The 23796-nt window shown below is 69.1% G+C and carries 16 protein-coding genes, 1 tRNA gene and 5 pseudogenes; 11 read left to right on the forward strand and 11 right to left on the reverse strand.

Annotated elements, in window-relative coordinates:
- Nucleotides 1-482, forward strand: a pseudogene (locus Y694_RS08545) (SDR family NAD(P)-dependent oxidoreductase); the annotation flags it as partial.
- A 9-nt stretch (nucleotides 483-491) separates the two neighbouring features.
- Here Y694_RS08545 and Y694_RS08550 read toward each other — a convergent pair.
- The 3 genes from Y694_RS08550 to Y694_RS08560 form a co-directional block, all read right to left on the reverse strand.
- Nucleotides 492-1529: a S1C family serine protease gene (locus Y694_RS08550; RefSeq protein ID WP_148210896.1), complete on the reverse strand. Its 1038-nt coding sequence runs from the start codon at nucleotides 1527-1529 to the stop codon at nucleotides 492-494.
- A 115-nt stretch (nucleotides 1530-1644) separates the two neighbouring features.
- Entirely contained in the window at nucleotides 1645-2235 is a 591-nt protein-coding gene (locus Y694_RS08555) for a rhomboid family intramembrane serine protease (RefSeq protein WP_011828728.1), read from the reverse strand.
- A 56-nt stretch (nucleotides 2236-2291) separates the two neighbouring features.
- Nucleotides 2292-2377 (reverse strand) — tRNA-Leu (locus tag Y694_RS08560).
- 72 nt (nucleotides 2378-2449) lie between these two features.
- Between Y694_RS08560 and cysM the strand changes: the two are divergent.
- The 3 genes and pseudogenes from cysM (at nucleotide 2450) to Y694_RS08575 (ending at nucleotide 4155) form a co-directional block, all read left to right on the forward strand.
- Nucleotides 2450-3354: pseudogene (cysM, locus tag Y694_RS08565) on the forward strand (cysteine synthase CysM).
- 7 nt (nucleotides 3355-3361) lie between these two features.
- A complete protein-coding gene (locus tag Y694_RS08570) occupies nucleotides 3362-3904 on the forward strand; it encodes an NUDIX domain-containing protein (protein ID WP_011828731.1) in 543 nt (180 codons plus the stop codon).
- Between the two features lie 23 nt (nucleotides 3905-3927).
- A complete protein-coding gene (locus Y694_RS08575; protein WP_011828732.1) occupies nucleotides 3928-4155 on the forward strand; it encodes a sulfurtransferase TusA family protein in 228 nt (75 codons plus the stop codon).
- A 68-nt stretch (nucleotides 4156-4223) separates the two neighbouring features.
- On the opposite strand, the pseudogene galU reads toward Y694_RS08575, so the two are convergent.
- A pseudogene (galU, locus tag Y694_RS08580) lies at nucleotides 4224-5089 on the reverse strand (UTP--glucose-1-phosphate uridylyltransferase GalU).
- Nucleotides 5090-5210: 121 nt separating this feature from the next.
- On the opposite strand from galU, the gene Y694_RS08585 reads away from it, so the two are divergent.
- Nucleotides 5211-6335, forward strand: coding sequence for a D-isomer specific 2-hydroxyacid dehydrogenase family protein (locus Y694_RS08585; protein ID WP_036231606.1), 1125 nt, complete (start codon nucleotides 5211-5213; stop codon nucleotides 6333-6335).
- On the opposite strand, the gene Y694_RS08590 is transcribed toward Y694_RS08585, so the two are convergent.
- Both Y694_RS08590 and Y694_RS08595 read right to left on the reverse strand, forming a co-directional pair.
- On the reverse strand, nucleotides 6286-9111 hold the full coding sequence (locus Y694_RS08590) for a valine--tRNA ligase (protein WP_036231608.1): 2826 nt from the start codon (nucleotides 9109-9111) through the stop codon (nucleotides 6286-6288). The two genes, Y694_RS08585 and Y694_RS08590, sit on opposite strands and share 50 nt — an antisense overlap.
- Before the next feature lie 104 nt (nucleotides 9112-9215).
- On the reverse strand, nucleotides 9216-9782 hold the full coding sequence (locus Y694_RS08595; protein ID WP_036231610.1) for a PepSY domain-containing protein: 567 nt from the start codon (nucleotides 9780-9782) through the stop codon (nucleotides 9216-9218).
- 198 nt (nucleotides 9783-9980) lie between these two features.
- Here Y694_RS08595 and Y694_RS08600 point away from each other — a divergent pair, with 198 nt between their 5' ends.
- Complete coding sequence (locus Y694_RS08600; protein WP_011828737.1) at nucleotides 9981-10643, forward strand: TetR/AcrR family transcriptional regulator; 663 nt, start codon at nucleotides 9981-9983, stop codon at nucleotides 10641-10643.
- Between the two features lie 16 nt (nucleotides 10644-10659).
- Here Y694_RS08600 and Y694_RS08605 read toward each other — a convergent pair whose 3' ends face one another.
- Both Y694_RS08605 and Y694_RS08610 read right to left on the reverse strand, forming a co-directional pair.
- On the reverse strand, nucleotides 10660-11214 hold the full coding sequence (locus Y694_RS08605) for a hypothetical protein (protein ID WP_051495664.1): 555 nt from the start codon (nucleotides 11212-11214) through the stop codon (nucleotides 10660-10662).
- Nucleotides 11215-11321: 107 nt separating this feature from the next.
- Nucleotides 11322-12122, reverse strand: coding sequence for a gamma-glutamyl-gamma-aminobutyrate hydrolase family protein (locus tag Y694_RS08610; protein ID WP_011828739.1), 801 nt, complete (start codon nucleotides 12120-12122; stop codon nucleotides 11322-11324).
- Between the two features lie 73 nt (nucleotides 12123-12195).
- Between Y694_RS08610 and Y694_RS08615 the strand changes: the two genes are divergently transcribed.
- The 3 genes and pseudogenes from Y694_RS08615 to Y694_RS08625 all read left to right on the forward strand — a co-directional run bounded on the left by Y694_RS08615 (nucleotide 12196) and on the right by Y694_RS08625 (nucleotide 17759).
- The gene (locus tag Y694_RS08615; protein WP_036231612.1) at nucleotides 12196-14562 is read left to right on the forward strand and encodes a UvrD-helicase domain-containing protein; all 2367 of its coding nucleotides are present in this window, start codon (nucleotides 12196-12198) and stop codon (nucleotides 14560-14562) included.
- A gap of 253 nt (nucleotides 14563-14815) precedes the next feature.
- On the forward strand, nucleotides 14816-15316 hold the full coding sequence (locus Y694_RS08620; RefSeq protein WP_036231614.1) for a DUF1097 domain-containing protein: 501 nt from the start codon (nucleotides 14816-14818) through the stop codon (nucleotides 15314-15316).
- Nucleotides 15317-15497: 181 nt separating this feature from the next.
- A pseudogene (locus Y694_RS08625) lies at nucleotides 15498-17759 on the forward strand (PhoX family protein).
- Nucleotides 17760-17828: 69 nt separating this feature from the next.
- On the opposite strand, the gene Y694_RS08630 reads toward Y694_RS08625, so the two are convergent.
- The 3 genes and pseudogenes from Y694_RS08630 to Y694_RS08640 all read right to left on the reverse strand — a co-directional run bounded on the left by Y694_RS08630 (nucleotide 17829) and on the right by Y694_RS08640 (nucleotide 20274).
- Nucleotides 17829-18647, reverse strand: a complete 819-nt coding sequence (locus Y694_RS08630; RefSeq protein ID WP_036231616.1) for a BPSS1780 family membrane protein — start codon at nucleotides 18645-18647, stop codon at nucleotides 17829-17831.
- A gap of 12 nt (nucleotides 18648-18659) precedes the next feature.
- A pseudogene (locus tag Y694_RS08635) lies at nucleotides 18660-19633 on the reverse strand (homoserine kinase).
- Nucleotides 19634-19911: 278 nt separating this feature from the next.
- Nucleotides 19912-20274: a hypothetical protein gene (locus Y694_RS08640; RefSeq protein WP_049820774.1), complete on the reverse strand. Its 363-nt coding sequence runs from the start codon at nucleotides 20272-20274 to the stop codon at nucleotides 19912-19914.
- A gap of 79 nt (nucleotides 20275-20353) precedes the next feature.
- Between Y694_RS08640 and polA the strand changes: the two genes are divergently transcribed.
- Together polA and Y694_RS08650 are read left to right on the forward strand one after the other, a co-directional pair.
- A complete protein-coding gene (gene polA, locus Y694_RS08645; RefSeq protein WP_036231618.1) occupies nucleotides 20354-23167 on the forward strand; it encodes a DNA polymerase I in 2814 nt (937 codons plus the stop codon).
- Between the two features lie 68 nt (nucleotides 23168-23235).
- Complete coding sequence (locus Y694_RS08650; protein ID WP_051495665.1) at nucleotides 23236-23793, forward strand: hypothetical protein; 558 nt, start codon at nucleotides 23236-23238, stop codon at nucleotides 23791-23793.
- Nucleotides 23794-23796: the final 3 nt, after the last annotated feature.

Below are 23796 nucleotides of genomic sequence, written 5' to 3' on the forward strand. Positions count from 1 at the left end.
CGGCGGCGCGTCGCGGCCGAGGCGCAGTTGCGCTGGCACGGTCGCGCCTGCGGCGTGCGGGTGACGCTGCTGCGCATTCCAGGCATCTAGCGACCGATCGACCCGGCGGCGCACCGCGCGAACGGGTCGTGCGCGGCACGCCAGTGCTGGCCGCGCACGAGGACGTCTACACCAACCACATCCACGCAGACGACCTGGCGCGCTGCTGCATCGCTGCGCTGCACCGGGGGCGACCGCAGCGAGTGGTCCATGCGAGCGACGACACCGAGATGAAGATGGGCGACTACTTCGATCTGGTGGCTGATCTGGCCGGGCTGCCGCGACCGCCGCGCATCACGCGGGCCGCCGCAGGCGAAGCGATTTCCCCGGTCGGGCTGAGTTTCATGAGCGAGTCCCGGCGGCTGCTCAACCGCCGCCTGCACGAGGAATTGCGGGTAGTGCTGCGCTATCCGACGGTCCGTGAGGGGCTGATCGGAGGCTGAGCGGGCCGGTCAGATGCCGCGCGCGCGCCGCAAGGTCTGCGTGCGGTCGATGCTGTGCACCGGCACCGACTGCATCCGGCCTTCGCGCAACACCTCGATGGTCAGGTCACGCTCGGCGCTGCCTCCATTCCAGAGCATCTTGTAGAAGGACTCCAGGCCACCGACCGGCGCGCCATCGAGGCGGCGGATCAGATCGCCGGGCTGCAGCCCTGCCATCTCGGCCGGGCTGTCGCGGCTCACGCGCACCACGCGCAGGCCGTCGTCCTGCTCGACGCAGTTCACTCCCAGCCAGGCACGCATGCTGGCGCGCGATACGCCCCGTTCGCGCAACTCCGCGAAGATCGGCGGCAGCAGGTCGACCGGCACGAACATGTTGCCGGCACGGCGGCTGCCGTCGCCGGGCGCGCTGGGCACGAGCAGCGAGCCGATGCCGATCAGCTCCCCCTGCGCGTTGAAGAGCCCTGCACCACTGTGGTCGCGGCGGGCCGGGCTGGTGAACAGCGCGCCGTCGATGTGGTACTCCCAGTAGCCGGAGAAGCCGCGCCGCGACACCAGCTCCGCGGCGCTCAGCGCCCCGTCGTCGCCGCCGCTCACGAACAGCAGCGGCTCGCCCTCCGCCACCGCGTGGGCCTGGCCGAGCTGCGCCGGCGCGATGCCCAGCGGCAGCACCGCTTGCACCAGGCCGAAGCCGGTCGCCAGATCGTAGGCCACCACGCGGGCCGGCATGCGCTTGCCGCTGTCGAGCACCAGCTCGACCTCCTCCGCCTCGAGAATCAGGTAGCCGATCGTCAGCACCAAGCCGTCGCTGGCGATCACGACGCCGGAGCCGGCGCGGTATTCGCCCAGCGTGTCGATCGTGCTGGCGCCCTCGGTCGCCGTGCTCTGCACCCCGAGCACCGCATCGCTGGCCCGTTTCAGCGCCAGGCGCTGGCCCGGGAATTCGGCAGCCTCGCCGTTACCCTGACGGTCCGGTGCGGGGTGAGCGAGGCCGGCGGACAGTCCCAGAACCAGGGCGAACGACAGGCGAAGCAAAAGGGAGGGTGACATCTCGGCCTCCACGAGGGATGGCCGCAGCATGAACCGTCACCGAGCCCGACGGGAGTCTGAGGGCTTTGCGCCAGGCAAAAAGGCTGCGAGCCGAGGCGGCAACCCTAGGCCGGCGTCAGCGCCGACCGAATGGAGTTTGGCCGCGCCAGTAGCGGATCATCAGCCAGCCGCCGGCCATGCCGCCCAGGTGGGCGAAGTGCGCCACACCGCCTGTCGGGCTGATGAAGCCGAGCAGCAGTTCCAGGCCGCCGAACACCATCACAAAGGTGCGTGCCTTCATCGGGATCGGCGGGAAGAGCGGCATGATGGTGCGGTTCGGGAACAGCATGCCGAAAGCCAGCAGCAGGCCGAACAGGCCGCCCGAGGCGCCAACGGTCGGGTAGGGCGAGTTGAGCAGCCAGGCCACCAGCAACTGCGCTACGGCCGCGGCGAGCACGCTGGCGCCGTAGAACTGCACGAAGCGCTTCGTGCCCCACAGACGCTCCAGCTCCGCGCCGAACATCCACAGGCCCAGCATGTTGAAGAACAGATGGCCGATGCCACCGTGCAGGAAGGCGTAGCTCGCCACCTGCCAAGGCATGAAACCGCCACCCAGCGGCCACAGCGCGAACAGCCGCGTGAACCACATGCCGAGGAACTGGTCGAGGCAGAACACCGCGACGTTGATCAGGATCAGGGCCTGGGTGATCGGGGGCAGGGGAGGCATGTGGCGCGGGTGGATCGGCCGCAGCGCGGCTGCCGGAGCGTGGGTGAGGGTGGGGGTGGTGCCTCGGGGTCGGACTCGAACCGACACTCATTGCTGAACGGGATTTTGAGTCCCGCGCGTCTACCGGTTTCGCCACCGAGGCACGAAAGGAACGCGGCGATTCTGCCACGGGGGCTTCGGGCAGCTGCCACAATTGCCTCAGAAAGGTGCTCCGATGCCTCGTTATCTGACCGTTGAAGACACGATCGGCCGAACCCCGCTGGTTCGCCTGGTGCGCCTGCCGGGCGCCGAGAACGAGCGGCGCGGCAACGTGATCCTCGGCAAGCTCGAGGGCAACAACCCCGCGGGGTCGGTGAAGGACCGGCCGGCCATCAGCATGATCCGCCGCGCCGAGGAGCGTGGCGAGATCAAGCCGGGCGACACCTTGATCGAGGCCACCTCGGGCAACACCGGCATCGCGCTGGCGATGGCGGCGGCGATCCGAGGCTACCGCATGCTGCTGATCATGCCGGAGGACCTGTCGATCGAGCGGGCGCAGTCGATGCGTGCCTTCGGCGCGGAACTGGTGCTGACGCCCAAGGCCGGCGGCATGGAGTACGCGCGCGACCTGGCGGAGCGCCTGCAACGCGAGGGCAAGGGCCGCGTGCTCGACCAGTTCGCCAATGCCGACAACCCGCGCATCCATGTCGAGACCACCGGCCCCGAGATCTGGGACGACACCGAAGGCAGATCACGCACTTCGTCAGCGCGATGGGGACCACCGGCACGATCACCGGCGTGTCGACCTACCTGAAGTCGAGGAACCCCGGCGTGCGCATCATCGGCGCGCAGCCCAGCGAAGGCTCGCGGATCCCCGGCATCCGCAAGTGGCCTGAGGCCTATCTGCCAAAGATCTACGAGCCCAGCCGTGTCGACGAGACCATCAACGTCAGCCAGTCTGATGCCGAGGACATGGCGCGCCGGCTGGCGCGCGAGGAGGGTCTGTTCGCTGGCATCTCAGCCGCCGGGGCGCTGTGGGCGGCGTTGGAGGTGGCCAGGACGGTCGAGAACGCGACCATCGTGTTCATCGTCTGCGACCGTGGCGACCGCTACCTGTCGACCGGGGTCTTCCCGGCCTGAGCCTCCGATGTCGCATGCGTTCCGCTTCTGCCCGAGCTGTGCCGCCGCGCTCGAATGGATCGTCGCGGCCGAGGATGGCGGCGACAAGTCCCGGCTACGCTGTCCCCAGTGCGCCTGGACGCACTGGAACAACCCGACGCCGGTGCTGGCTGCGGTACTGGAATGCGAGGACCGCGACGGACGCCTGCTGCTGGCGCGCAACGCGGCCTGGGCGGGCAGGAACTTCGGCCTGATCACCGGCTTCATGGAGGCCGGCGAGACCCCTCAGGAGGGCATCGCGCGCGAGGTGCTGGAAGAGACCGCGCTGCGGGCGAGCCAGATCGCGCTGATCGGTGTCTATGATTTCCAGCGCATGAACCAGCTCATCGTGGCCTACCACGTGAAGGCGCGCGGCGAGATCGTGCTGTCGCCGGAGCTGGTGGAGTATCGACTGTTCGAGCCGGCGGAGGTGAAGTGCTGGACCGCCGGCACCGGGTTCGCGCTGGCCGACTGGCAGCGCACCCGCGGCATCGAGCCGCAGTGGATCGAATGGGGCCGGGCGTCGGCCTAGAATCGTTGCAACAGGGGATATCGATGGAAGTGAACAAGGAACTCGACACCCGCGGTCTGAACTGCCCGCTGCCGATCCTGAAGGCGAAGAAGGCACTGGCCGACATGAGCAGCGGCCAGACGCTGAAGGTGGTCGCCACCGACCCCGGCTCGGTGCGCGATTTCCAGGCCTTTGCCCGCCAGACCGGCAACGAGCTGGTCGACCAGCAGACCGAGGGCCAGGAGTTCATTCACTGGTTGCGGAGGCGCTGAGCTGAGCCAGCCCGCGCAAGAAAGCCGCCCTCGGGCGGCTTTTTCATGGGGTGCGGCCGCGCTCCGGGTCAGAGCGCCAGCGTCTTCAGGTACTCGCGCACGCTGGCGCCGATCTGCGGGTGGGCCATGCCGAGCTCGATGTTGGCCTGCAGGAAGCCTTCCTTGCTGCCGCAGTCGTAGCGCTTGCCCTCGTAGGTGTAGGCGAACACCTTCTGGCGGCGCAACAGGCCGGCAATGCCGTCGGTCAGCTGGATCTCACCCCCCACGCCGCGCGGCTGGTTGCGGATCTCGGTGAACACGTCGGGCATCAGGATGTAGCGCCCGGCCACGCCCAGCCGCGAAGGGGCGTCGGCCGGGGCCGGCTTCTCGACGATGCGCGAAACATCCATCATGCGGTCGTTGACCGGCGTGCCGGCCACGATGCCGTAGCGGCGAGTCTGGTCCTCCGGTACTTCCTGGACCGCGAGGATCGAGGCGCGCCATTCGTCGAATTGCTCGACCATCTGGGTCAGGATGGGCTTGTCGCCGACCATCAGGTCATCGGCCAGCAGCACGGCGAACGGCTCGTTGCGCACCAGTCGCTCGGCGCACAGCACCGCGTGACCCAGGCCCAGCATCTTGGACTGGCGCACATAGACGCACTCCATGTCGTCGGGCTTGACTTGGCGCACCAGCTCCAGCAGTTCGGCCTTGCCGGCGGCCTCGAGTTCCACCTCGAGTTCGTAGGCCATGTCGAAGTGGTCCTCGATCGGGCGCTTGCTGCGTCCGGTCACAAAATCATCTCGCGGATGCCGGCGGCGTAAGCTTCCTCGACGGCATACTGGATCAAGGGCTTGTCAACGACCGGCAGCATTTCCTTGGGCTGTGCCTTGGTGGCCGGCAGAAAGCGGGTGCCGAGACCCGCCACGGGGAAGATCGCCTTGTTGATGAGCATGTACTTACAATCATGAGAGAAGTTCGATTCATTCTGTCATGCAGCTTCCGTCACGCGCTCCCCTGCTCAAGTGGGCTTGTGAACTTATGTCACGGTCTGGCTTGAGTCATCATCGGCCGCCATGGATCTGCTGATTGTCGAACCGATAGAAAGCGAAGTGCTGAGCTGGTTGCAGGCTCGCCACCGGGTGCGCTATGCACCCGAACTGGCGCGTGACGCACGAGCCTTCCGTCAGACCCTGTTCAATGTGCGGGCCGCGGTGCTGCCGCCGCAGTTGCGGATCGACTCCGAGGCGCTGTCGTTCGCCCCGCTGCTGCGGGCCGTGGCGCGCATCGAGCCGGGGCTGGAGAACATCGACGTCGATGCCTGCTCGCGTGCAGGCGTGGAACTGGTGCGCGGCGCCGCCGCCACGGCCCCAGCCGAGGCCGAGTTCATGATTGGCGCGCTGATCACCCTGCTGCGCCCGGGCGCCGGTGGCGGCCGGGTCACGACCGGCCGCGAGCTGGCCTCGGTGACGGTCGGCCTGGTCGGGTTGGCGCCGGCGGCGCGCTCGCTGTCGGCCATGCTCAGCGGCTTCGGCACGCGGCTGGTCGGCTACGACCCGACGTTGCATGCGAGCGACATCCTCTGGGGCCGCTGGCGCATCGAGGCCATGGGCCTGCGCGAGTTGCTCGAGACCGCCGACGCCGTCTGCGTGCAGTTACCCTATTACAGCCGCTATCAGGGCCTGTTCGGCGAGCGCTATCTGCCGCAGTGCAAGCCGGGGCAGGTGCTGGTCAGCACCTCGCATTCGGCGTTGTTCGACGAGGCCTCGCTGGCGATGGCCCTGCGCAGCGGCCGCATCGCGAGCGCCTGGCTCGACAGCGTGGAGCCGGGGCTGCTCGATCCGGGCCGGCCGCTGAACGGCGCGCCCAACCTGCACACGACCTCGCGTCTGGCCGGTTACACGCAGGAGTCCCGTGTCCGGAGCGTCTGGGCGGTCGCTCAGCGGCTCGACGAGATTCTCAGCCAGACCCCGCCGCTGGCGCGCGAACTCCGGGTGGCGGTGTCGCCGCCGCACGGCCCGGTGTCGGGCCCGGCGCCGCTGAGTGCGCAGCCCGACGATCTGCCGGTGGATGGTGCTGTCGTCGTCGACGATGACGACGACCTCGATCCGCCGCCACCTCCACCGTTGGGCAAGGCCGACGAAGCTCAGCTCAGCCCAAGCGCGAACGCTGAGCCCGCAAGCGATCCAGCGTCGCGCTGAAATCTGTGAGGCGCTGGCGCTCCTGCGCCACCACGGTCGCTGGAGCGCGCGCCACGAAGCTCTCGTTGCCCAGCTTGGCTTCGGCCTTGACGATCTCGCCCTCGAGCCGGGCGATCTCCTTCGACAGCCGCTCGCGCTCGGCCTCGACATCGACCTCCACGTGCAGCGCCAGCCGTGTCGCGCCGTGCACAGACACCGGCGCGGCTGCGGTGGCCTGCACGAACTCAGACTCGCTGTCGATGACCCGCACGTCGCCGAGCTTGGCCAGCGCCTTCAGCAGCGGCGTGGCCTGGGCGATGAAGGTGGCATCTCCGAAGCTCAGCAGCGGCACGCGCTCGGCCGGTGAGAGGCTCATCTCCGAGCGCAGGTTGCGGCAGGCGCCGACCAGTGCCTTCAGCTTCGCCACCCAGGCATCGGCTTGGGCGTCGACGCGTTCCAGTTGCGGCTGCGGGTAGCTTGCCGTCGCGATCGACGCGTCGCTGCCGGCGACCTTGCGTTGCGCGACCGGTGCGACGGCCTGCCACAGTTCCTCGGTGATGAAGGGCGTCAGCGGATGCAGCAGGCGCAGGACGGTCTCCAGCACGCGGATCAACGTGCGGCGGGTCGCGCGCTTCGCGGCGTCGTCGCCGACCGCGATCTGCACCTTGGCGATTTCCAGATACCAATCGCAGTACTCGTCCCACACGAAGCTGTAGACGGCGTTGGCGACGTTGTCGAGGCGGAACTCGGCGAACGCCTTCTCGACCGCCGCCTCGATGCGCTGCAGCTCGCCGGTGATCCAGCGGTCGGCGTTCGAGAAGTCGAGGTAGCCGCCCGGCACGCACTGCTCGGCCGTGTGATCCGCAAAGCCGCAGTCCTGACCCTCGCAGTTCATCAGCACGAAGCGCGTGGCGTTCCAGAGCTTGTTGCAGAAGTTGCGATAGCCCTCGCAGCGCTTGGTGTCGAAGTTGATGTTGCGGCCCAGGCTGGCGTAGCTGGCCATCGTGAAGCGCAGCGCGTCGGCGCCATAGGCGGGCATGCCCTCGGGGAACTCCTTCTTCACGCGTGCGGCGACCTTCGGCGCGGTCTCGGGTTTGCGCAGGCCGGTGGTGCTCTTCTTCACCAGCGTATCGAGGTCCACGCCCTGGATCAGGTCCACCGGATCGAGCACGTTCCCTTCGGACTTGCTCATCTTCTTGCCCTCGCTGTCACGCACCATGCCGTGGATGTAGACGGTGCGGAACGGCACGCGGCCGGTGAAGTAGGTCGTCATCATGATCATCCGGGCGACCCAGAAGAAGATGATTTCGTAGCCGGTGACCAGCACGCTCGAGGGCAGGAACAGCTCGAGTTCCTTCGTCTTCGCCGGCCAGCCGAGCGAGGAGAACGGCACCAGCGCGGACGAGTACCAGGTATCGAGCACGTCCTCGTCGCGCGTCAGCGCGCCGACGTAGCCGGCCGCGCGCGCCTTGGTCCGCGCCTCGTCCTCGCTGCGCGCGACGAACAGCTCGCCGCCGCTGCCGTACCACGCCGGGATCTGGTGGCCCCACCAGAGCTGGCGCGAGATGCACCAGTCCTGGATGTTCTTCATCCACTGGTCGTAGGTGTTGACCCAGTTTTCCGGCACGAACTTCACCTCGCCGGAGGCAACCGCGTCGATCGCCTTCTGCGCGATGCTCCTGCCGTCGGGGCCGGCCTTGCTGACTGCGACGAACCACTGGTCGGTCAGCATCGGCTCGACCACCTGGCCGGTGCGCGCGCAGCGCGGCACCATCAGCTTGTGCTTCTTCACCTCGACCAGGAAGCCCTGGGTCTCGAGGTCGGCGACCACCTTCTTGCGCGCGACGAAGCGGTCCAGCCCGCGATAGGCCTCCGGCGCAGCGTCGTTGACCTTGGCGTCCAGCGTCAGGATGCCGATCACCGGCAACCCGTGGCGCTGGCCGACCGCGTAGTCATTGAAGTCGTGGGCCGGCGTGACCTTGACCACGCCGGTGCCGAAGGCACGGTCGACGTAGTCGTCGGCGATCACCGGGATCGTGCGACCGCACAGCGGCAGCGTCACCTGCTTGCCGATCAGGCCGGCATGGCGCTCGTCCTCGGGGTGCACCATCACCGCGGTGTCGCCGATCATGGTCTCGGGCCGGGTCGTCGCCACCACCAACTCGCCGCTGCCGTCGGCCAGCGGGTAACGGATGTGCCACAGGAAACCGTCTTCCTCTTCGCTCTCCACCTCCAGGTCCGAGACTGCCGACTTCAGCACCGGGTCCCAGTTCACCAGCCGCTTGCCGCGGTAGATCAGGCCCTGCTCATAGAGCTGCACGAAGGTGTCCGTCACCACCGGCGACAGCTTCTCGTCCATCGTGAAGTACTCGTGCCGCCAGTCCACGCTGGCGCCGACCCGGCGCATCTGCTGCGTGATCGTCGAGCCCGAGTGCTCCTTCCACTCCCACACCTTGGCGACGAAGCTCTGGCGGCCGAGGTCGTGACGGCTCTGGCCCTGCTGCTCCAGCTGGCGCTCCACGACGATCTGCGTCGCGATGCCGGCGTGGTCGGTGCCCGGCACCCACAGCGTGTTGTCGCCGCGCATGCGGTGGTAGCGCGTCAACGCGTCCATGATGGTCTGGTTGAACGCGTGGCCCATGTGCAGCACGCCGGTCACGTTGGGCGGCGGCAGCTGGATGGCGAACGAGGACTTGCCGTCGTCGAGCGTCGGCGCGAACAGGCCTCGCTGCTCCCACACGGGGGCCCACTTGGCCTCGATCGGGCCGGGTTCGAAGGATTTCGCGAGTTCGGTCATGGCAGGCTTGAAAGGAAAACGGCGCCCATGGGGCGCCGTTTCCGCTGGGTCGATGCCCCGATTCTACGAGGCAGGCCGGGCCCGCTCCGTCCGGGGCGGCGGCTTCACTTCGGCAGTCGGCCGATCTCCAGCAATTCGGGGTGTGCCTCGCGCAGCTTGCCGGTGACCGCGTCGACCTCGACGCGCACGTCGTCCCCATTGTCCTGCTCGATGTCGAACTCGTAGACCGGCGTGCCATCGGACTCGACCTCGTACTCGACGCGCTCGACCTTGCCCGGGTGCTTGGCGAGTGCGGTCTTGGTCGCGTCGGTCTCGCTGACCTTGACCTTCTCCTTGAAGCCGGGCTCGTCGGCCGACTTGAAGCGCTGCTCGCTCTCGACGATCTTGCCGGTGGCGCCGCTGCACTCCACGTCCCACAGCTTGCCGTCCTTGCCGTCGACCTCGATCTCCCAGACCGGCTTGCCGTCCTCCGGCTTCAGCACCACCTGCAGCACGGTGCCGGGGTGCTTGGCCAGCACCGTCGGGATGCATTTCTCGATACCGACGCTGACCTTGGGGATCTTGGGTGCCGCTGCAGCTGCGGCGCTCCAGAGCGTGAGAACGGAGGTGGCGACGGCGACGGGAAGAGCGCTTCGCAGTGCTCGGAGACGGCTTGTTCGGGACAGAGTCATGGTGGAGCCTTCTGATGCAGGAAAGGGATGGGGCTGGAAAGCGAGACGGAACATCGAGACCGAGCAGCGGATCGCGCTGCGTGCAACAGGATTTTCTCCCGACCTTCGCGTTTGAACGCCTGTTCGATCCCAGGCGGTACGTCGCTGCGCAACACTCCGGGCGTTGCTTGAACGTCCCGCCAAGCCTTCTTTCTCCCGATGTCCGACTGGCTCGACCCCCTGCTGACGCGTACCGACGACCCGGTCAGTGGTGGCGCCCCTGCGGGCAGGGACAAGCGCACGCTGATCGTCGAAGCCGCGCTCGACGTGCTGCTGACCGATGGCATCGGGAAGCTGTCGATGCGGCGCGTGGCCCGGGAAGCTGGTGTGGCGCTCGGGTTGGCGCACTACTACTTTGCGTCCAAGGGCGAACTGATCGCGGCCTTGGTCGGCGCCAGCGCGCACCGCCTGCACGCGGAAGGCCCGCCGGAGACCGGCGACGCTGCAGGGCCGGGCGCCTGGCTCGGACGAGCGGAGGGCCTCGTCACCGCGGATCGGGTCCGTCTTTCAGCCGACATCGACAGTGCTGCCTTGCGTGACCCGGTGGTCGCGGAGGCCGCCGCGCAGCGTCACCGCGACGCGGAATCCGAGATGGGCCGGCAACTGGCCGCGATCACCGCCACGGCGGCAGTCGAACTCGGCGATCTGCCGTCGCTGAGCGCGGTACTGGCGGCGGCGCTCGATGGTCTGGCCGTGCGTGCCCTGATCGACCCGTCCTTCGATCTGCCGGCAGCGCATGCCGCCTTGCAGCACCTGCTGCAGGCCCGTCTGGCATCGCAGGCGGGTGCCGCGCCGAGACGGCGGACGGCCGCGACCTCCTAGCGCAGCGTGCGCCGATTCAGCGGGCCGTGCACGCCTCCAGCGCGATGCCACGCAGACGCGCCTCGCGATCCACCCACCATGCCATGCCCTGCAGGCGTTCCGGCTTGGCGCCCTCGGGGATGCGGAGCGCTCGCCACTGCGTCGAGCGCCGGCCATCCGCGTCCAGAACCAGCGGACCGGCCACGCTGCGCACCAGACGCCGTTCGACCGGGCTGCCATCGCTGCCGGCCGCGATGTGCTCGACCAGGGCCAGGTAGACCTCGGCGCCCTCGGGGAGCTTGCCACTGGCCTGCAATTGCAGGCCCAGGTAGCCGTTCCAGGCGGGGCCGCCGCCCACTGTCAGTCGCACCGCCGGTCGCCGGGCGAGCGGCCAGCGAAACTCCTGCGTGCCGTCGACCGGTGCCGCCGTCGCCAGCGCCCGGCGGCGGGCAGCGGACTCGGGCAGGGCGCCTGCGGCCAGGGGTGCATCGGCCCCGGCGGCGCTCGGTTCGATCCAGTCCAGCACCCAGGTCGAGCGCGGCAGCGGCCGGGCCGCGGCGCCGGTCCAGCAGGCTTCGCAGTCGGACGACATCAGCCGCTCGATGACCTCGCGCGGCGCGCTGCAGGGCGCCGCCGCCGCGGGGGTGAGGCTGGTGAGCAGTGCGGCGCCAGCGGCGCCCAGGAGGGCGTGCGCAAGGCTCAGGCGCGCCGTCGCGCGCGTGCGGCGTCGAGGAACTCGCGCAGGATCGGCCGGCCGTCGAGCTGGTCGGGATGGAGCTGGCGCTGCGCCATGAATTCCGGATGCCACTGCATGCCGAATACATAGCTCGAACCGCGCCAGCGCACCGCCTCGATCAGGCCGTCGGGCACCGCCACCGCCTCGATGTTCAGTTCGCGGCCCAGGTCCTTGATTGCCTGGTGGTGGATGGAGTTGATCTCGGCCCGGTGCGTGCCCGGATAGAGCCCGGCCAGCCGGCTGCCCTGCACCAGGCTGACCTCGTGGAACTGGTTGTCGTAGCGGGCATCGTCGACGTGGGCGATGGCGGTGGGCACCTGGGTCGAGATGTCCTGGTAGAGCGTGCCGCCGAAGGCGACATTGATCAGCTGGCAGCCGCGGCAGATGCCGATCACCGGCTTGCCGGCGGCGACGAAGGCGTTGAACAGCTCGATCTCGTAGCGGTCGCGCACCCGGTCGCCGGCCCAGGCGGGCGCCAGCGGGGTCTCGCCGTAGCTCTCGGGGGCCACGTCGGCGCCGCCCTGCAGCACCAGGCCGTCGAGTCGCTGCGCGTAGTCGGCCAGGCTCACCTCGCTGGGCTGCAGCAAGCCCTCGCGCTCGACGGGCGGGATCATCAGCGCCAGCGCGTCGGGCTGCAGCACCCAGTGCGCCACCGATTGCTCCAGGTAGTGCAGGGTCCGGGTGAAGATGCCACCGATGTCGGCCACCGGTGTGATCGGGTGATAGATGCGCGCGGAGATGCCGATGAGCAGCGCGTCGGACATGGCAGGAAGAGTGGGTAGGACGATGGGGACGAGGATACCCTTGGAGCCGAGCGCGGCTCCATAGAATCCGCGGATGGATGTGTCAGTTGAAAACGATCGTGCGCCTCCGGGCGAAGCCGCTGGTCTGCTGCGCCACCTGAACCCCGAGCAGCTCGCCGCGGTCACGCTGCCGGCGGGCAATGCGCTGATCCTCGCGGGTGCCGGGTCCGGCAAGACGCGGGTGCTGACGACGCGCATCGCCTGGCTGGTGCAGACCGGGCAGGTCTCGCCGGCCGGCGTGATGGCGGTGACCTTCACCAACAAGGCCGCGAAGGAGATGCTCACGCGGCTCTCCACGCTGCTGCCGGTGAACCCGCGCGGCATGTGGATCGGCACCTTCCACGGCTTGTGCAACCGCTTCCTGCGCGCGCACTGGAAGCTGGCGGGCCTGCCGCAGGGTTTCCAGATCCTCGATGCGCAGGACAGCGTCTCTGCGGTCAAGCGCATCGTCAAGGCGATGAAGCTCGACGAGGAGCGCTACATCCCCAAGCAGTGCGCGTGGTTCATCGCCGGCGCCAAGGAAGACGGACTGCGCCCGCAGCATATCGAGGTGCGCGACGAGCTCACCCGCACGCAGCAGGCCATCTACCAGGCCTACGAAGACCAGTGCCAGCGCGAGGGCGTGGTCGACTTCGCCGAGCTGATGCTGCGCACCTACGAGCTGATGCGTGACCACGCCGAGCTGCGCCAGCACTACCAGCGGCGCTTCCGCCACATCCTGGTCGACGAATTCCAGGACACCAATCGCCTGCAGTACGCGTGGTTGAAGATGTTCGCCGGCACCGACAACAACGTGCTCGCCGTCGGCGACGACGACCAGAGCATCTACGCCTTCCGCGGCGCGCGTGTCGGCAACATGGCCGACTTCGAGCGCGAGTTCCACGTTCAGCAAGTCGTGAAGCTCGAGCGCAACTACCGCAGCTTCGGCAACATCCTCGACAGCGCCAACGCGCTGATCGCGCACAACTCGCGCCGCCTGGGCAAGAACCTGCGCACCGAGGCCGGCCCCGGAGAGCCGGTGCGCGTGTTCGAGGCCACCAGCGACTTCGCCGAGGCGCAGTGGTTCCTCGACGAGGCGCGCCAGCTGCAGCGCGACGGCTCGCCGCGCAGCGAGATCGCAGTGCTCTACCGCAGCAACGCGCAGAGCCGGGTGATCGAGAGCGCGCTGTTCAACGCCGGCGTGCCCTACCGCGTCTATGGCGGCCTGCGTTTCTTCGAGCGTGCCGAGATCAAGCACGCGCTGGCTTACCTGCGGCTGATCGAGAATCCGAACGACGACACCAGCTTCCTGCGCGTCGTCAACTTCCCCACGCGTGGCATCGGCACCCGCACGATGGAGCTGCTGCAGGACGCCGCGCGCAGCAGCGGCCGCAGCCTCTGGCAGAGCGTGGGGGCGATCGCCGGCAAGGGCGGCAGCAACCTCGGCGCCTTCACCGCGCTTGTCGACGCGATGCGCGACGCGACGCGCGGCCTCACGCTGCGCGAGATCATCGAGCACGTGGTGCAGTCTTCCGGGCTGGCCGACTTCTACCGCAACGAGAAGGAAGGCGCCGAGCGGCTGGAGAACCTGGACGAACTGGTCAACGCCGCCGAGGCCTTCGTCACGCAGGAAGGCTTCGGCAAAGACGCGGTGGCGTTGCCGGTCGACGAACAGGCCGGCCGCATCGCCGAGGGCCTGCCAGCCGCCGTGGCCCTGGTCGACACCCAGCCCGATGCCGAGACCGGCGAGATCATGAGCCCGCTCGCGGCCTTTCTCACCCACGCCGCGCTCGAGGCCGGCGACAACCAGGCGCAGGCCGGCCACGACGCCGTGCAGTTGATGACGGTGCACGCCGCCAAGGGCCTGGAGTTCGACCAGGTCTTCATCACCGGCCTGGAGGAAGGCCTGTTCCCGCACGAGAACGCGGCGGCCGACCTCGACGGTCTGGAAGAGGAGCGCCGCCTGATGTACGTGGCCATCACGCGCGCGCGCAAGCGGCTCTACCTGAGCTTCAGCCAGACCCGCATGCTGCACGGCCAGACCCGCTACAACCTCAAGAGCCGCTTCTTCGATGAACTGCCCGAGGCTGCGCTGAAATGGCTCACGCCGAAGCTGCAGGGCTTCGGCTCGGGCTATGCGCGCGACTACCAGGCCGCGTGGCAGCGCGGCACGGGGCTCGGCTCGATGGTGGGCGCGGGACGCGTAGTGCCTGCTTCGGCGCCGGCCGCCTTCGAAGCCCAGGCGCGCAGCACGCCGAACGGGCTGCGGTCCGGGCAAGGCGTGTTCCACACCAAGTTCGGCGAGGGCGTGATCGTCACGCTCGAGGGCATCGGCGCCGATGCCCGCGCCCAGGTCAACTTCGGCCGCCATGGCATGAAGTGGCTGGCGCTGAGCGTCGCGAAGCTGACGCCGGTCGACTGAGAGCGCGGCGCGCGCGCAACACCGCCTTCAGTCCGACGCTCCGTCATGGTGCGTTGTGGTCCCTGCTGAGACAGCGGGAACAATTTGTAAGCAAATGCTGCGCTGCTCACAAAGGTTTGTCCTTGCTTGTTCGCGGCGGGGGTGATCCGAACACTGCCGCCACCACTCGTCGTTGGCAGTCAGGGGTGGTGCGCCGGCCGGCGGCGGGCGCTTCTTCTCTCCATACCGATACCTAGACTTGAGGAGACTCACCATGCCCTTGCTCATTGCCCTGGCGATTTCGATCGGCGTTCTGGCCGTGGTCGCGACCTTTCTTTTCCTCGGCCCGCTGGCGGCCTTCGGCGTCCAGATCTGGCAGGCCTTCGTGGCCTGGGCCTGCTACTTCCACAGCGGTGGCAAGCCCGCTTCGGCGCGGACCACCATCGTCTGCATGTCCTTCGGCATCGTCGTCGGGGCACTGTCGGTCATGCTGGCCGGGCAACTGGGTTCGCTCGGATCGCTTGCCGCACCGGTGGCGGTGGGCATCGGTGCGGCGGTGATCGTGCTGGCCGCGCACATCGGTCTGCTCGCAACGATCCCGGCCTGCGTCTACGGCTTCGCCTGCGTGGCCGGGCTCATCCTGCTGAAGAGCGTGGCGCCGGTCGACGCGATCGTGCCGTCCATCGTGTCGATCGCGATCGGCGCGGGCTTCGGTTGGGCCTCCGAGGCGCTGGCCGGCATGCTGACCAAGAAGGCCGCTCCCGCGGTGGCCTGACCCGCGGCGGCGCAGAGCGCCCGGCCGTTCCTGACGGTCGGGCGCTCTTGCATGGCCGTCCTCGTGACAGACGCGACACCGATCTGTCACCGCGCTTTCATGTCCCGTGCCTAACGTCTGCGGCTTCCCGGTGTGGCCATTCCGGCCCGCCCGCCACCCAGCAGTCGCAAGGAACGCAGACATGAATCAGCGAGTCGATCTCCCTCTGCTCGGCATCGATCGAGATGACGAGAACAGCAACACCAGCGGCAACGACAACTTCATGGCCGTGCTCGACGCCCGGCTGAGCCGGCGCTCCGTGCTGCGCGGCGGCGTGGGGACCGCGGCGGCCGTGGTGCTGGGCGGGTTGAGCGTCAGCGCCTGCGGTGGCGGGGGACGACGACGCGCCGCCCGCGAACCCGCCGGTCGACAAGCTGGGCTTCACCGCCGTGGCCAAGAGCACCGCCGACGCCGTGAGCGTGCCGGCCGGCTACACCGCCGCCGTGATCTACGCACTCGGCGATCCGCTGACGGCGGGCACGCCAGCCTATGCCAACGACGGCAGCGACACCGATTTCGACCAGCGCGCCGGCGACCACCACGACGGCATGGAGTACTTCGGGCTCAACGCTGCCGGCACCGCGCGCGACGCGAACGGCTCCGAGCGCGGCCTGCTGGCGATGAACCACGAGGCACTGAGCGACAACTACCTGCACGTGAACGGCAGCTCGGCGCGTCCGCGTCCGGCATCGGAATCCGACAAGGAGATCCCGGCCCACGGCGTGTCGGTGGTCGAGGTCCGCAAGACCGGTGGCAGCTGGGCCTACGTCCAGGACTCGGCCTACAACCGCCGCGTCACGCCGCTCACGCCGGTGGAGCTGTCGGGCGCGGTGCGCGGCAACGCGCTCGCGAAGACGCTGTACTCGACCGCCGGCACCGGCGCGCGCGGCACCATCAACAACTGCGGTACCGGCTACACCCCCTGGGGCACGCTGCTGACCGGCGAAGAGAACTTCGAGGGCTACTTCACCCGCTCGGCCGGCGACGACGCGGCCCGAGGCGACAAGAGTGTCACGGCGCTCAACCGCTACAAGCGCAAGCAGGGCGCGGCCAGCCGTCACGGCTGGGAAACCAGCGGTGCGGACGACAAGTACCAGCGCTGGGACATCAGCAAGATCGGCGCCTCGGCCGACGGCAGCGACGACTACCGCAACGAGCTCAACACCTTCGGCTACATCGTCGAGATCGATCCGTACGACAAGGCGGCGACCATCAAGAAGCGCACCACCCTGGGCCGCTTCGCGCACGAGAGCGCGGCCTTCGGCAAGGCGGTCGCCGGCAAGCCGCTGGCCGTCTACATGGGCGACGACTCGCGTGGCGAGTACATCTACAAGTTCGTGTCGGCCACGAACTGGGATGCCGCCGACGCAGAGCCCTCGAACCGCATCGCCGCCGGCGACAAGTACCTCGACAGCGGCAAGCTCTATGTGGCGAAGTTCAACGACGACGGCAGCGGCGACTGGATCGAGCTGAGCTTTGACAATCTCGACGTGAAGAACTACGCCGGCTACGCTTTCGCCGACGCAGGCGACGTGGCGATCCACTCGCGCCTGGCCGGCGACGCGGTCGGCGCGACCGCGATGGACCGCCCCGAGTGGTGCGCGGTGCACCCGACGACCGGCGAGATCTACTACACGCTCACCAACAACAGCGTGCGCAAGCTCGAACCGGCGGCACCGGCGGTCGGGGCGTCGCCCGACTCGATCCAGCGCGCGCTCGACGCGGCCAACCCGCGCAGCTACAAGGACTCCTACGGCGGCGCGCCGGAAGGCTCGGCCGGCAACATCAACGGCCACATCATCCGCATGAAGGAAGACGGCGGCGAGCCCGCGGCGACCGGCTTCACCTGGGATGTCTACCTGTTCGGTGCGCAGTCCGACGCCGACACGTCCAAGATCAACCTGTCCTCGCTCACCGCGGACCAGGACTTCTCCAGCCCCGACGGCCTGTGGTTCAGCCGCTCGACCGGGCTGTGCTGGATCCAGACCGACGACGGCGCCTACACCGACGTGAGCAACTGCATGATGCTGCTCGGCGTGCCGGGCACGGTAGGCGACGGCGTGAAGACCACGCTCAGCTACACCCTGGCCGACACGTCCACGCTGAGCATCGACACCTATGTCGCAAGAAGCCGACCGCCGACACGCTCAAGCGCTTTCTTGTCGGACCGAAGGACTGCGAGCTGACCGGCTGCACCGAGACGCCCGATGGCAAGACCGTGTTCGCCAACATCCAGCACCCGGGCGAGACGATCTCCGCCGCGACCATCGGCAACCCGGCGGGCTATGTGAGCCACTGGCCCGGCAACGCCGGCTACCAGGCGACCGTGGGCAACACCACCTCACGGCCGCGCTCGGCCACGCTCGCGATCACCAAGGACGACGGAGGCCGCGTCGGGGCCTGAGGCCCTGCGCGGCGCCCGTCCGGCGGAAGCCGGGCGGGCTTTCTAGGCCGGCGCATGCGCCGGCCTTTTTCATGCCGTCTTCGCTTCGTCTTCGCTGCTGTCGGGGCCGCCGCTGAGGTCGAAGGCGTCGACGAAGCTGAAGTACAGCGAGGCGTAGAAGATGGTCGACACCAGCATCGTGAGCGGCAGCACCGCCAGCCCCATCACCTGCTGCAGCCCGAGCAGCGCGGTGACGACCTGCAGCAGCGTCACGAACAGCATCGTCAGGCCGAACCAGGCGATGCCGTAGACGGCGAAGGCGCCGCGGCTGCGCCAGCACGCCACGATGCTGGCGAACAGCGCCTTGTTGACCGGCATGCGGCCCCAGCACACCAGGGCCGGCGCATGCCAGAAGGCGAGCGACAGCAGCGCCATCAGGCCCAGTCGCAGCAGCACGCTCCACGGCAGCAGCGGGTCCTCGAGTGCGGCGGCGGCGGCGGCGGCGGTGGTCTCTTCGGTGGCGATGGCTTCGATGGCCGCCGCGAAGCGGCCGCCGTCCAGCACATGCGACAGCAGCACGACGGCGATCGCCGCCGCCGCGTAGGCTGCGCCGAGCTGCAGCAGGCGGTTGCGGTTCAGCGGGTCGCGCAGCGGCAGCAGCGCCAGTCGCGGCGTGGCGATGCGGCCAGCCAGTACCTCTCGGGTGGCCAGCAGGAAGGCGACGGTGGCCACCGGCATCAGCGACAGCGCGAGCACCGGGCCGACGGCCGGCAATTGCAGCAGCACGAACACCACCAATCCGAACAGCGCGAAGAGCGCGGCGAACGCCAGCGGCTGGCGGAAGAACACGGTGAAGCCGGCGCGCACCCACAGCAGGCCCTGACGGGCGCGAACAGTCTTGAGTTTCATCGGTCGGGGGGCTCAGCGGCTCGCGGGATGCCAGGGCGTCGCGATGCGCTCGCGCAGCACGCGCTCGAAGTGGGTGGGGTCGTGCGGCACCAGCATGCTGGCCTCGCGCGGGAGGTGCACGTCCCACAGCCGCGAGATCCAGAAGCGCAGCGCCGCGGCGCGCAGCAGCGCGGGCAGCAGGCGCAGTTCGTCGCCGGTGAGTGGGCGCACCTCGCGTAGGCCGTCACGAAGGCCGCGGCCCGGTCTTCCAGCAGCCGGCCGCTGGCGAGGTCGATGCACCAGTCATTCAGGCAGACGGCGATGTCGAAGGCGAGCCGGTCGACGCCGGCGAAGTAGAAGTCGAAGAAGCCGGTGAGCTGGGAGCGGCCCTCGGCGTCCTCGTCGAACATCACGTTGTCGCGGAACAGATCGGCATGGATCGGTCCGCGCGGCAGGGCGGCGTCGGAGGCCGACGCGCTGACGCTGTGCTGGAACGCCAGCTCGTCCTCCAGCAGCGCGCGCTGCGGCGGTGCGAGGAAGGGCAGGATCTGCGGCACCGTCTCGTCCCACCACGCCAGCCCTCGCAGGTTGGGCTGGTGGTACGGGTAGTCTCGGCCGGCCTCGTGCATGCGGGCCAGCATGGCGCCGACCTGCTGGCAATGCGCCGCGCTGGGGGCCAGCACATGACCGCCGCGCAGGCGCTCCACGATGGCGGCCGGCTTGCCGCACAGCGCATGGAGGATCTCGCCGTGGGCATCGGACTGCGGCATCGGGACCAGGATGTCGCGTCCGGCCAGGTGCTTCATCAGGTGCAGATAGAACGGCAGCTGCTCGGCGCTCAGCCGTTCGAACAGCGTCAGCACGTATTCGCCGCGCTCGGCGGTGAGGAAATAGTTGGTGTTCTCGATCCCGGCCTTGATGGGCTTGAGCGCCTTCAGCGGGCCGAGGCCGACCTTGTGCGCGAGGGCCGCGGCTTCGTCGAAGCCGACTTCGGTGAAGACCGCCATCGCTGGCGGCCTAGGGCCTGTTAACGCTATGGGAGGGCTTGCGCCGAGGCCCGGCGGGCCACGGGGCGAGGCGCGGCCGAGGCCGTGTGCCCGTGGCACACAACGAGGCCGCAACGTCGCCCCGTGGCCTGCCCGGCCCCGGCCCGAAGGGTGATCCCAGGAAGCGGGCGCCCTCTGCGTTGCAAATGCTCGCCGTAGCCCAAGCTACGGCTGTGCCTTGCGCCTTGATGGCGCCCGCTTCCTGGGTCACGCAAGCCCTCCCATAGCGCTAACAGGCCCTAGAAGGTGAGGACGCGCCAGACGCGCCGACCGGCGCCGCCCTTCGCCGAACTGGGGCCTTCCGCGGAGTCGCGGCCGGCATCGATCGGCAGCACCTCGTACTCGGCCTTCACCGGGCCCTTGGGCTGCACCTTGATGCTCTGCACGGCACCGCGCACGCGCAGCTCCTCGACGCGCGCGTTGTCGTCCTCGATGACGCTGCGCTTGACCGCCGGCTCACCGCGGGTGGTGGGTTGGTTCTCCTGCACCACGCGGGCGGCCGGAGCCGACGCGGCGACGGCCGCCTGGGCCAGGGCGAGCCCCGGGACCGCGCCGCAGGCGCAGCACAGCAGGGCGAGAGTCAGGGGGCGCTGCAGCGGCATGACGGTGATTGTAGGACGCGGCCTGTGGCTTCCGGGGGGTCGGGTCATGCGGCCCGGGGCAGCGGCCACAATCGGCGCCATGCGCGCTCACGACGATTCCTGCCTGTTGCTGGTGGACGGTTCCAGCTACCTCTACCGCGCCTACCACGCGCTGCCTGACCTGCGCAATCCGGCCGGCGAGCCGACCGGCGCGGTGCGCGGCATGGTGGCCATGCTGAAGAAGCTGCGCGAGGAGTTCCCGTCGGCGCACGCGGCCTGCGTGTTCGACGCCAAGGGCAAGACCTTCCGCGACGACTGGTACCCGGAGTACAAGGCGAACCGCGCCTCGATGCCGGAGGATCTGGCGAGGCAGATCGCGCCGATCCACGCTGTGGTGACGCTGCTGGGCTGGCCGGTGCTCGAGATCCCCGGCATTGAGGCCGACGACGTGATCGGCACGCTGGCGCGGGCGGCGGCCGCGCGCGGCCAGCGGGTCATCGTCTCGACAGGCGACAAGGACCTGGCGCAGCTCGTCGACGCGCACGTGACGCTGATCAACACGATGAGCGGCGAGCGGCTCGACGTGGCCGGCGTGACCGAGAAGTTCGGTGTGCCGCCCGAGCGCATCGTCGACTACCTGACGCTGGTCGGCGACGCGGTCGACAACGTGCCGGGAGTCGAGAAGGTGGGGCCGAAGACCGCCGCCAAGTGGATCGCGGAGCACGGCTCGCTGGACGGCGTGATGGCCGCGGCCGACGCCATCAAGGGCGTTGCCGGCGAGAACCTGCGCAAGGCGCTGGACTGGCTGCCGCTGGGTCGCCGGCTGGTGACCGTGAAGACCGACTGTGATCTGTCGGAGGCACTGCCGGGCTGGAACGGCACGGCCGCCTGGGACACGCTGACCTGGCGCGAGACCGACCGCGCGGCCCTGCTGGCCTTCTACACGCACAACGACTTCCGCGCGTGGCGCAATGAGCTCGAGTCGGCCCGTGCCGCCGCCGCGCCGGCCCCGCAAGTGGCGGCGGCGGAGGCCGGGGAAGGGCAGAGCGCGCTGTTCGCCGACCCGGCGGGTACCGGGCCGGCCGATGGTGGCGTCGCGCCTGCGGTCGACAAGCGCTACGAGACCGTGCTGACGCGCGAGGCCTTCGAGGCGTGGCGCGCGCGCATCGAGGCGGCCGACCTGGTGGCTCTGGACACGGAGACCGACTCGCTCGACGGCATGCGGGCACGCATCGTCGGCCTGAGCTTCAGCGTGCAGCCCTACGAGGCCTGCTACATCCCGCTCGCCCACACCTACCCGGGCGCGCCCGACCAGCTGCCGCTCGATGAGGTGCTGGCGGCGCTGAAGTCCTGGCTCGAGGACGGCTCGCGCGCCAAGCTCGGCCAGAACGTCAAGTACGACACCCATGTGTTCGCCAACCATGGCATCGCGGTGCGTGGCTATGTGCATGACACCCTGCTGCAGAGCTACGTGCTGGAGGCGCACAAGCCGCACAGCCTGGAGAGCCTCGCCAGCCGCCACCTCGACCGCAAGGGCCTGAGCTACGAGGACGTGGTCGGCAAGGGCGCGCAGCAGATCCCGTTCGCGCAGGTCGAGCTGACGCGCGCCACCGAGTATTCGGGCGAGGACAGCGACATGACGCTGGACGTGCACAGGGTCTTGTGGCCGCAGCTCGAGGCCGCGCCGCGCCTGCGCGAGGTCTACGAGCGCATCGAGATGCCGACCTCGGTGATCCTCGGCCGCATCGAGCGTCACGGCGTGCTGATCGACAGCGCGCTGCTCGCGCGCCAGAGCGCCGATCTGGCGCAGCGCATGGTGGCACTGGAGCAGGAGGCGCATGCGCTGGCCGGCCAGCCCTTCAACCTGGGCAGCCCCAAGCAGATCGGCGAGATCCTGTTCAACAAGCTGGGCATCCCGGCGAAGAAGAAGACCGCCAGCGGCGCGCCGAGCACCGACGAGGAGGTCCTGGCCGAGCTGGCCGCCGACTACCCACTGCCGGCCAAGCTGCTGGAGCACCGCTCGCTCGCCAAGCTCAAGGGCACCTACACGGACAAGCTGCCGCTGATGGTGAACGCGGCCACCGGCCGCGTGCACACCAACTACGCGCAGGCAGTCGCCGTGACCGGCCGGCTGGCCAGCAACGACCCCAACCTGCAGAACATCCCGATCCGCACGCCCGAGGGCCGGCGCGTGCGCGAGGCCTTCATCGCGCCGCCCGGCCACGTGATCCTGAGCGCCGACTACTCGCAGATCGAGCTGCGCATCATGGCCCACATCTCCGAGGATCCGGGCCTGCTGAAGGCCTTTGCCGAGGGCCTGGACGTGCACCGCGCCACCGCGAGCGAGGTGTTCAACGTGCCGGTGGCCGAGGTCAGCAGCGAGCAGCGGCGCTATGCCAAGGTCATCAACTTCGGGCTGATCTACGGCATGGGCGCCTTCGGTCTGGCGAGCAACCTCGGCATCGAGCAGAAGGCCGCCAAGGACTACATCGATCGCTACTTCGCGCGCTTCGCCGGCGTGAAGCGCTACATGGACGAGACCCGCGCGCGGGCCAAGGAACTGGGCTACGTGGAGACCTTGTTCGGGCGCCGCATTTACCTGCCCGAGATCAACGGCGGCAACGGTCCGCGCCGCACCGGCGCCGAGCGCCAGGCGATCAACGCGCCGATGCAGGGCACCGCGGCCGATCTGATCAAGCTCGCGATGATCGCGGTGCAGGCGGCGCTCGATGCCCAGCAGCGCGCGACGTGCATGGTGATGCAGGTGCACGACGAGCTGGTGTTCGAAGTGCCCGAGGCCGAGCTCGACTGGGCCCGGACCGCCGTGCCGGAACTGATGGCCGGCGTGGCCGAGCTGAAGGTGCCGCTGCTGGCCGAGGTGGGCGTGGGCGCGAACTGGGACCTCGCCCACTGAGGGTAAGCTCGGAACCTAGACGCTGCTGTGGCGCCGGGAGACCTTGGGTGAACGAAATGAGGCATCGTATGGCCCGGGCCGCCCTGCTGGCGCTGTTGTTCGTCATTACCGCCGGCGCGCCCCAGTGGCTGCGGGCGCAGGATCTGACCGGCGAGAAGCGCGTGCTGCTGCTCGGCGCGGGCGGCGAGCGTCTGGAGATCGGCCGTGTGCGCTTCGAGCCGGTGAGTGCCGACCGCTGGCGCTTCCGCTTCGTGCTCGCCGGCGAGGGGTTCACCGAGCGCTTCCTCGCGATGCGGCCGTTCCGTTGCGTGGCCGGTGCGAGCCAGCAGCTCTGCCACTTCCCCTACGGTAGCGAAGACACGGTATCGCGCGACGACCTGTTGCCGCTCGAATACACGCTGATGTTCATCGCGACCAAGCCGGGCGCCCTGCACATCAGCGGGCGCGATGGTCTGTTCTACAAGCTGGCTTTCACCGAGCGCGGTCTGCGCGGCGAACTCTATGACGTGGATCTGGACCCGATCATCACGCCGCGCGAAGGCGGCACGCTGCGGCCCATCGGCTATCGGCAGCTCGATCGGGCCGACCCGAAGTCGCACTGGCTGCCCGCGCTGTTGATCGAGTGAGGG

Source organism: Methylibium sp. T29-B (assembly GCF_000576225.1).
Lineage (GTDB): Bacteria > Pseudomonadota > Gammaproteobacteria > Burkholderiales > Burkholderiaceae_C > Methylibium > Methylibium petroleiphilum.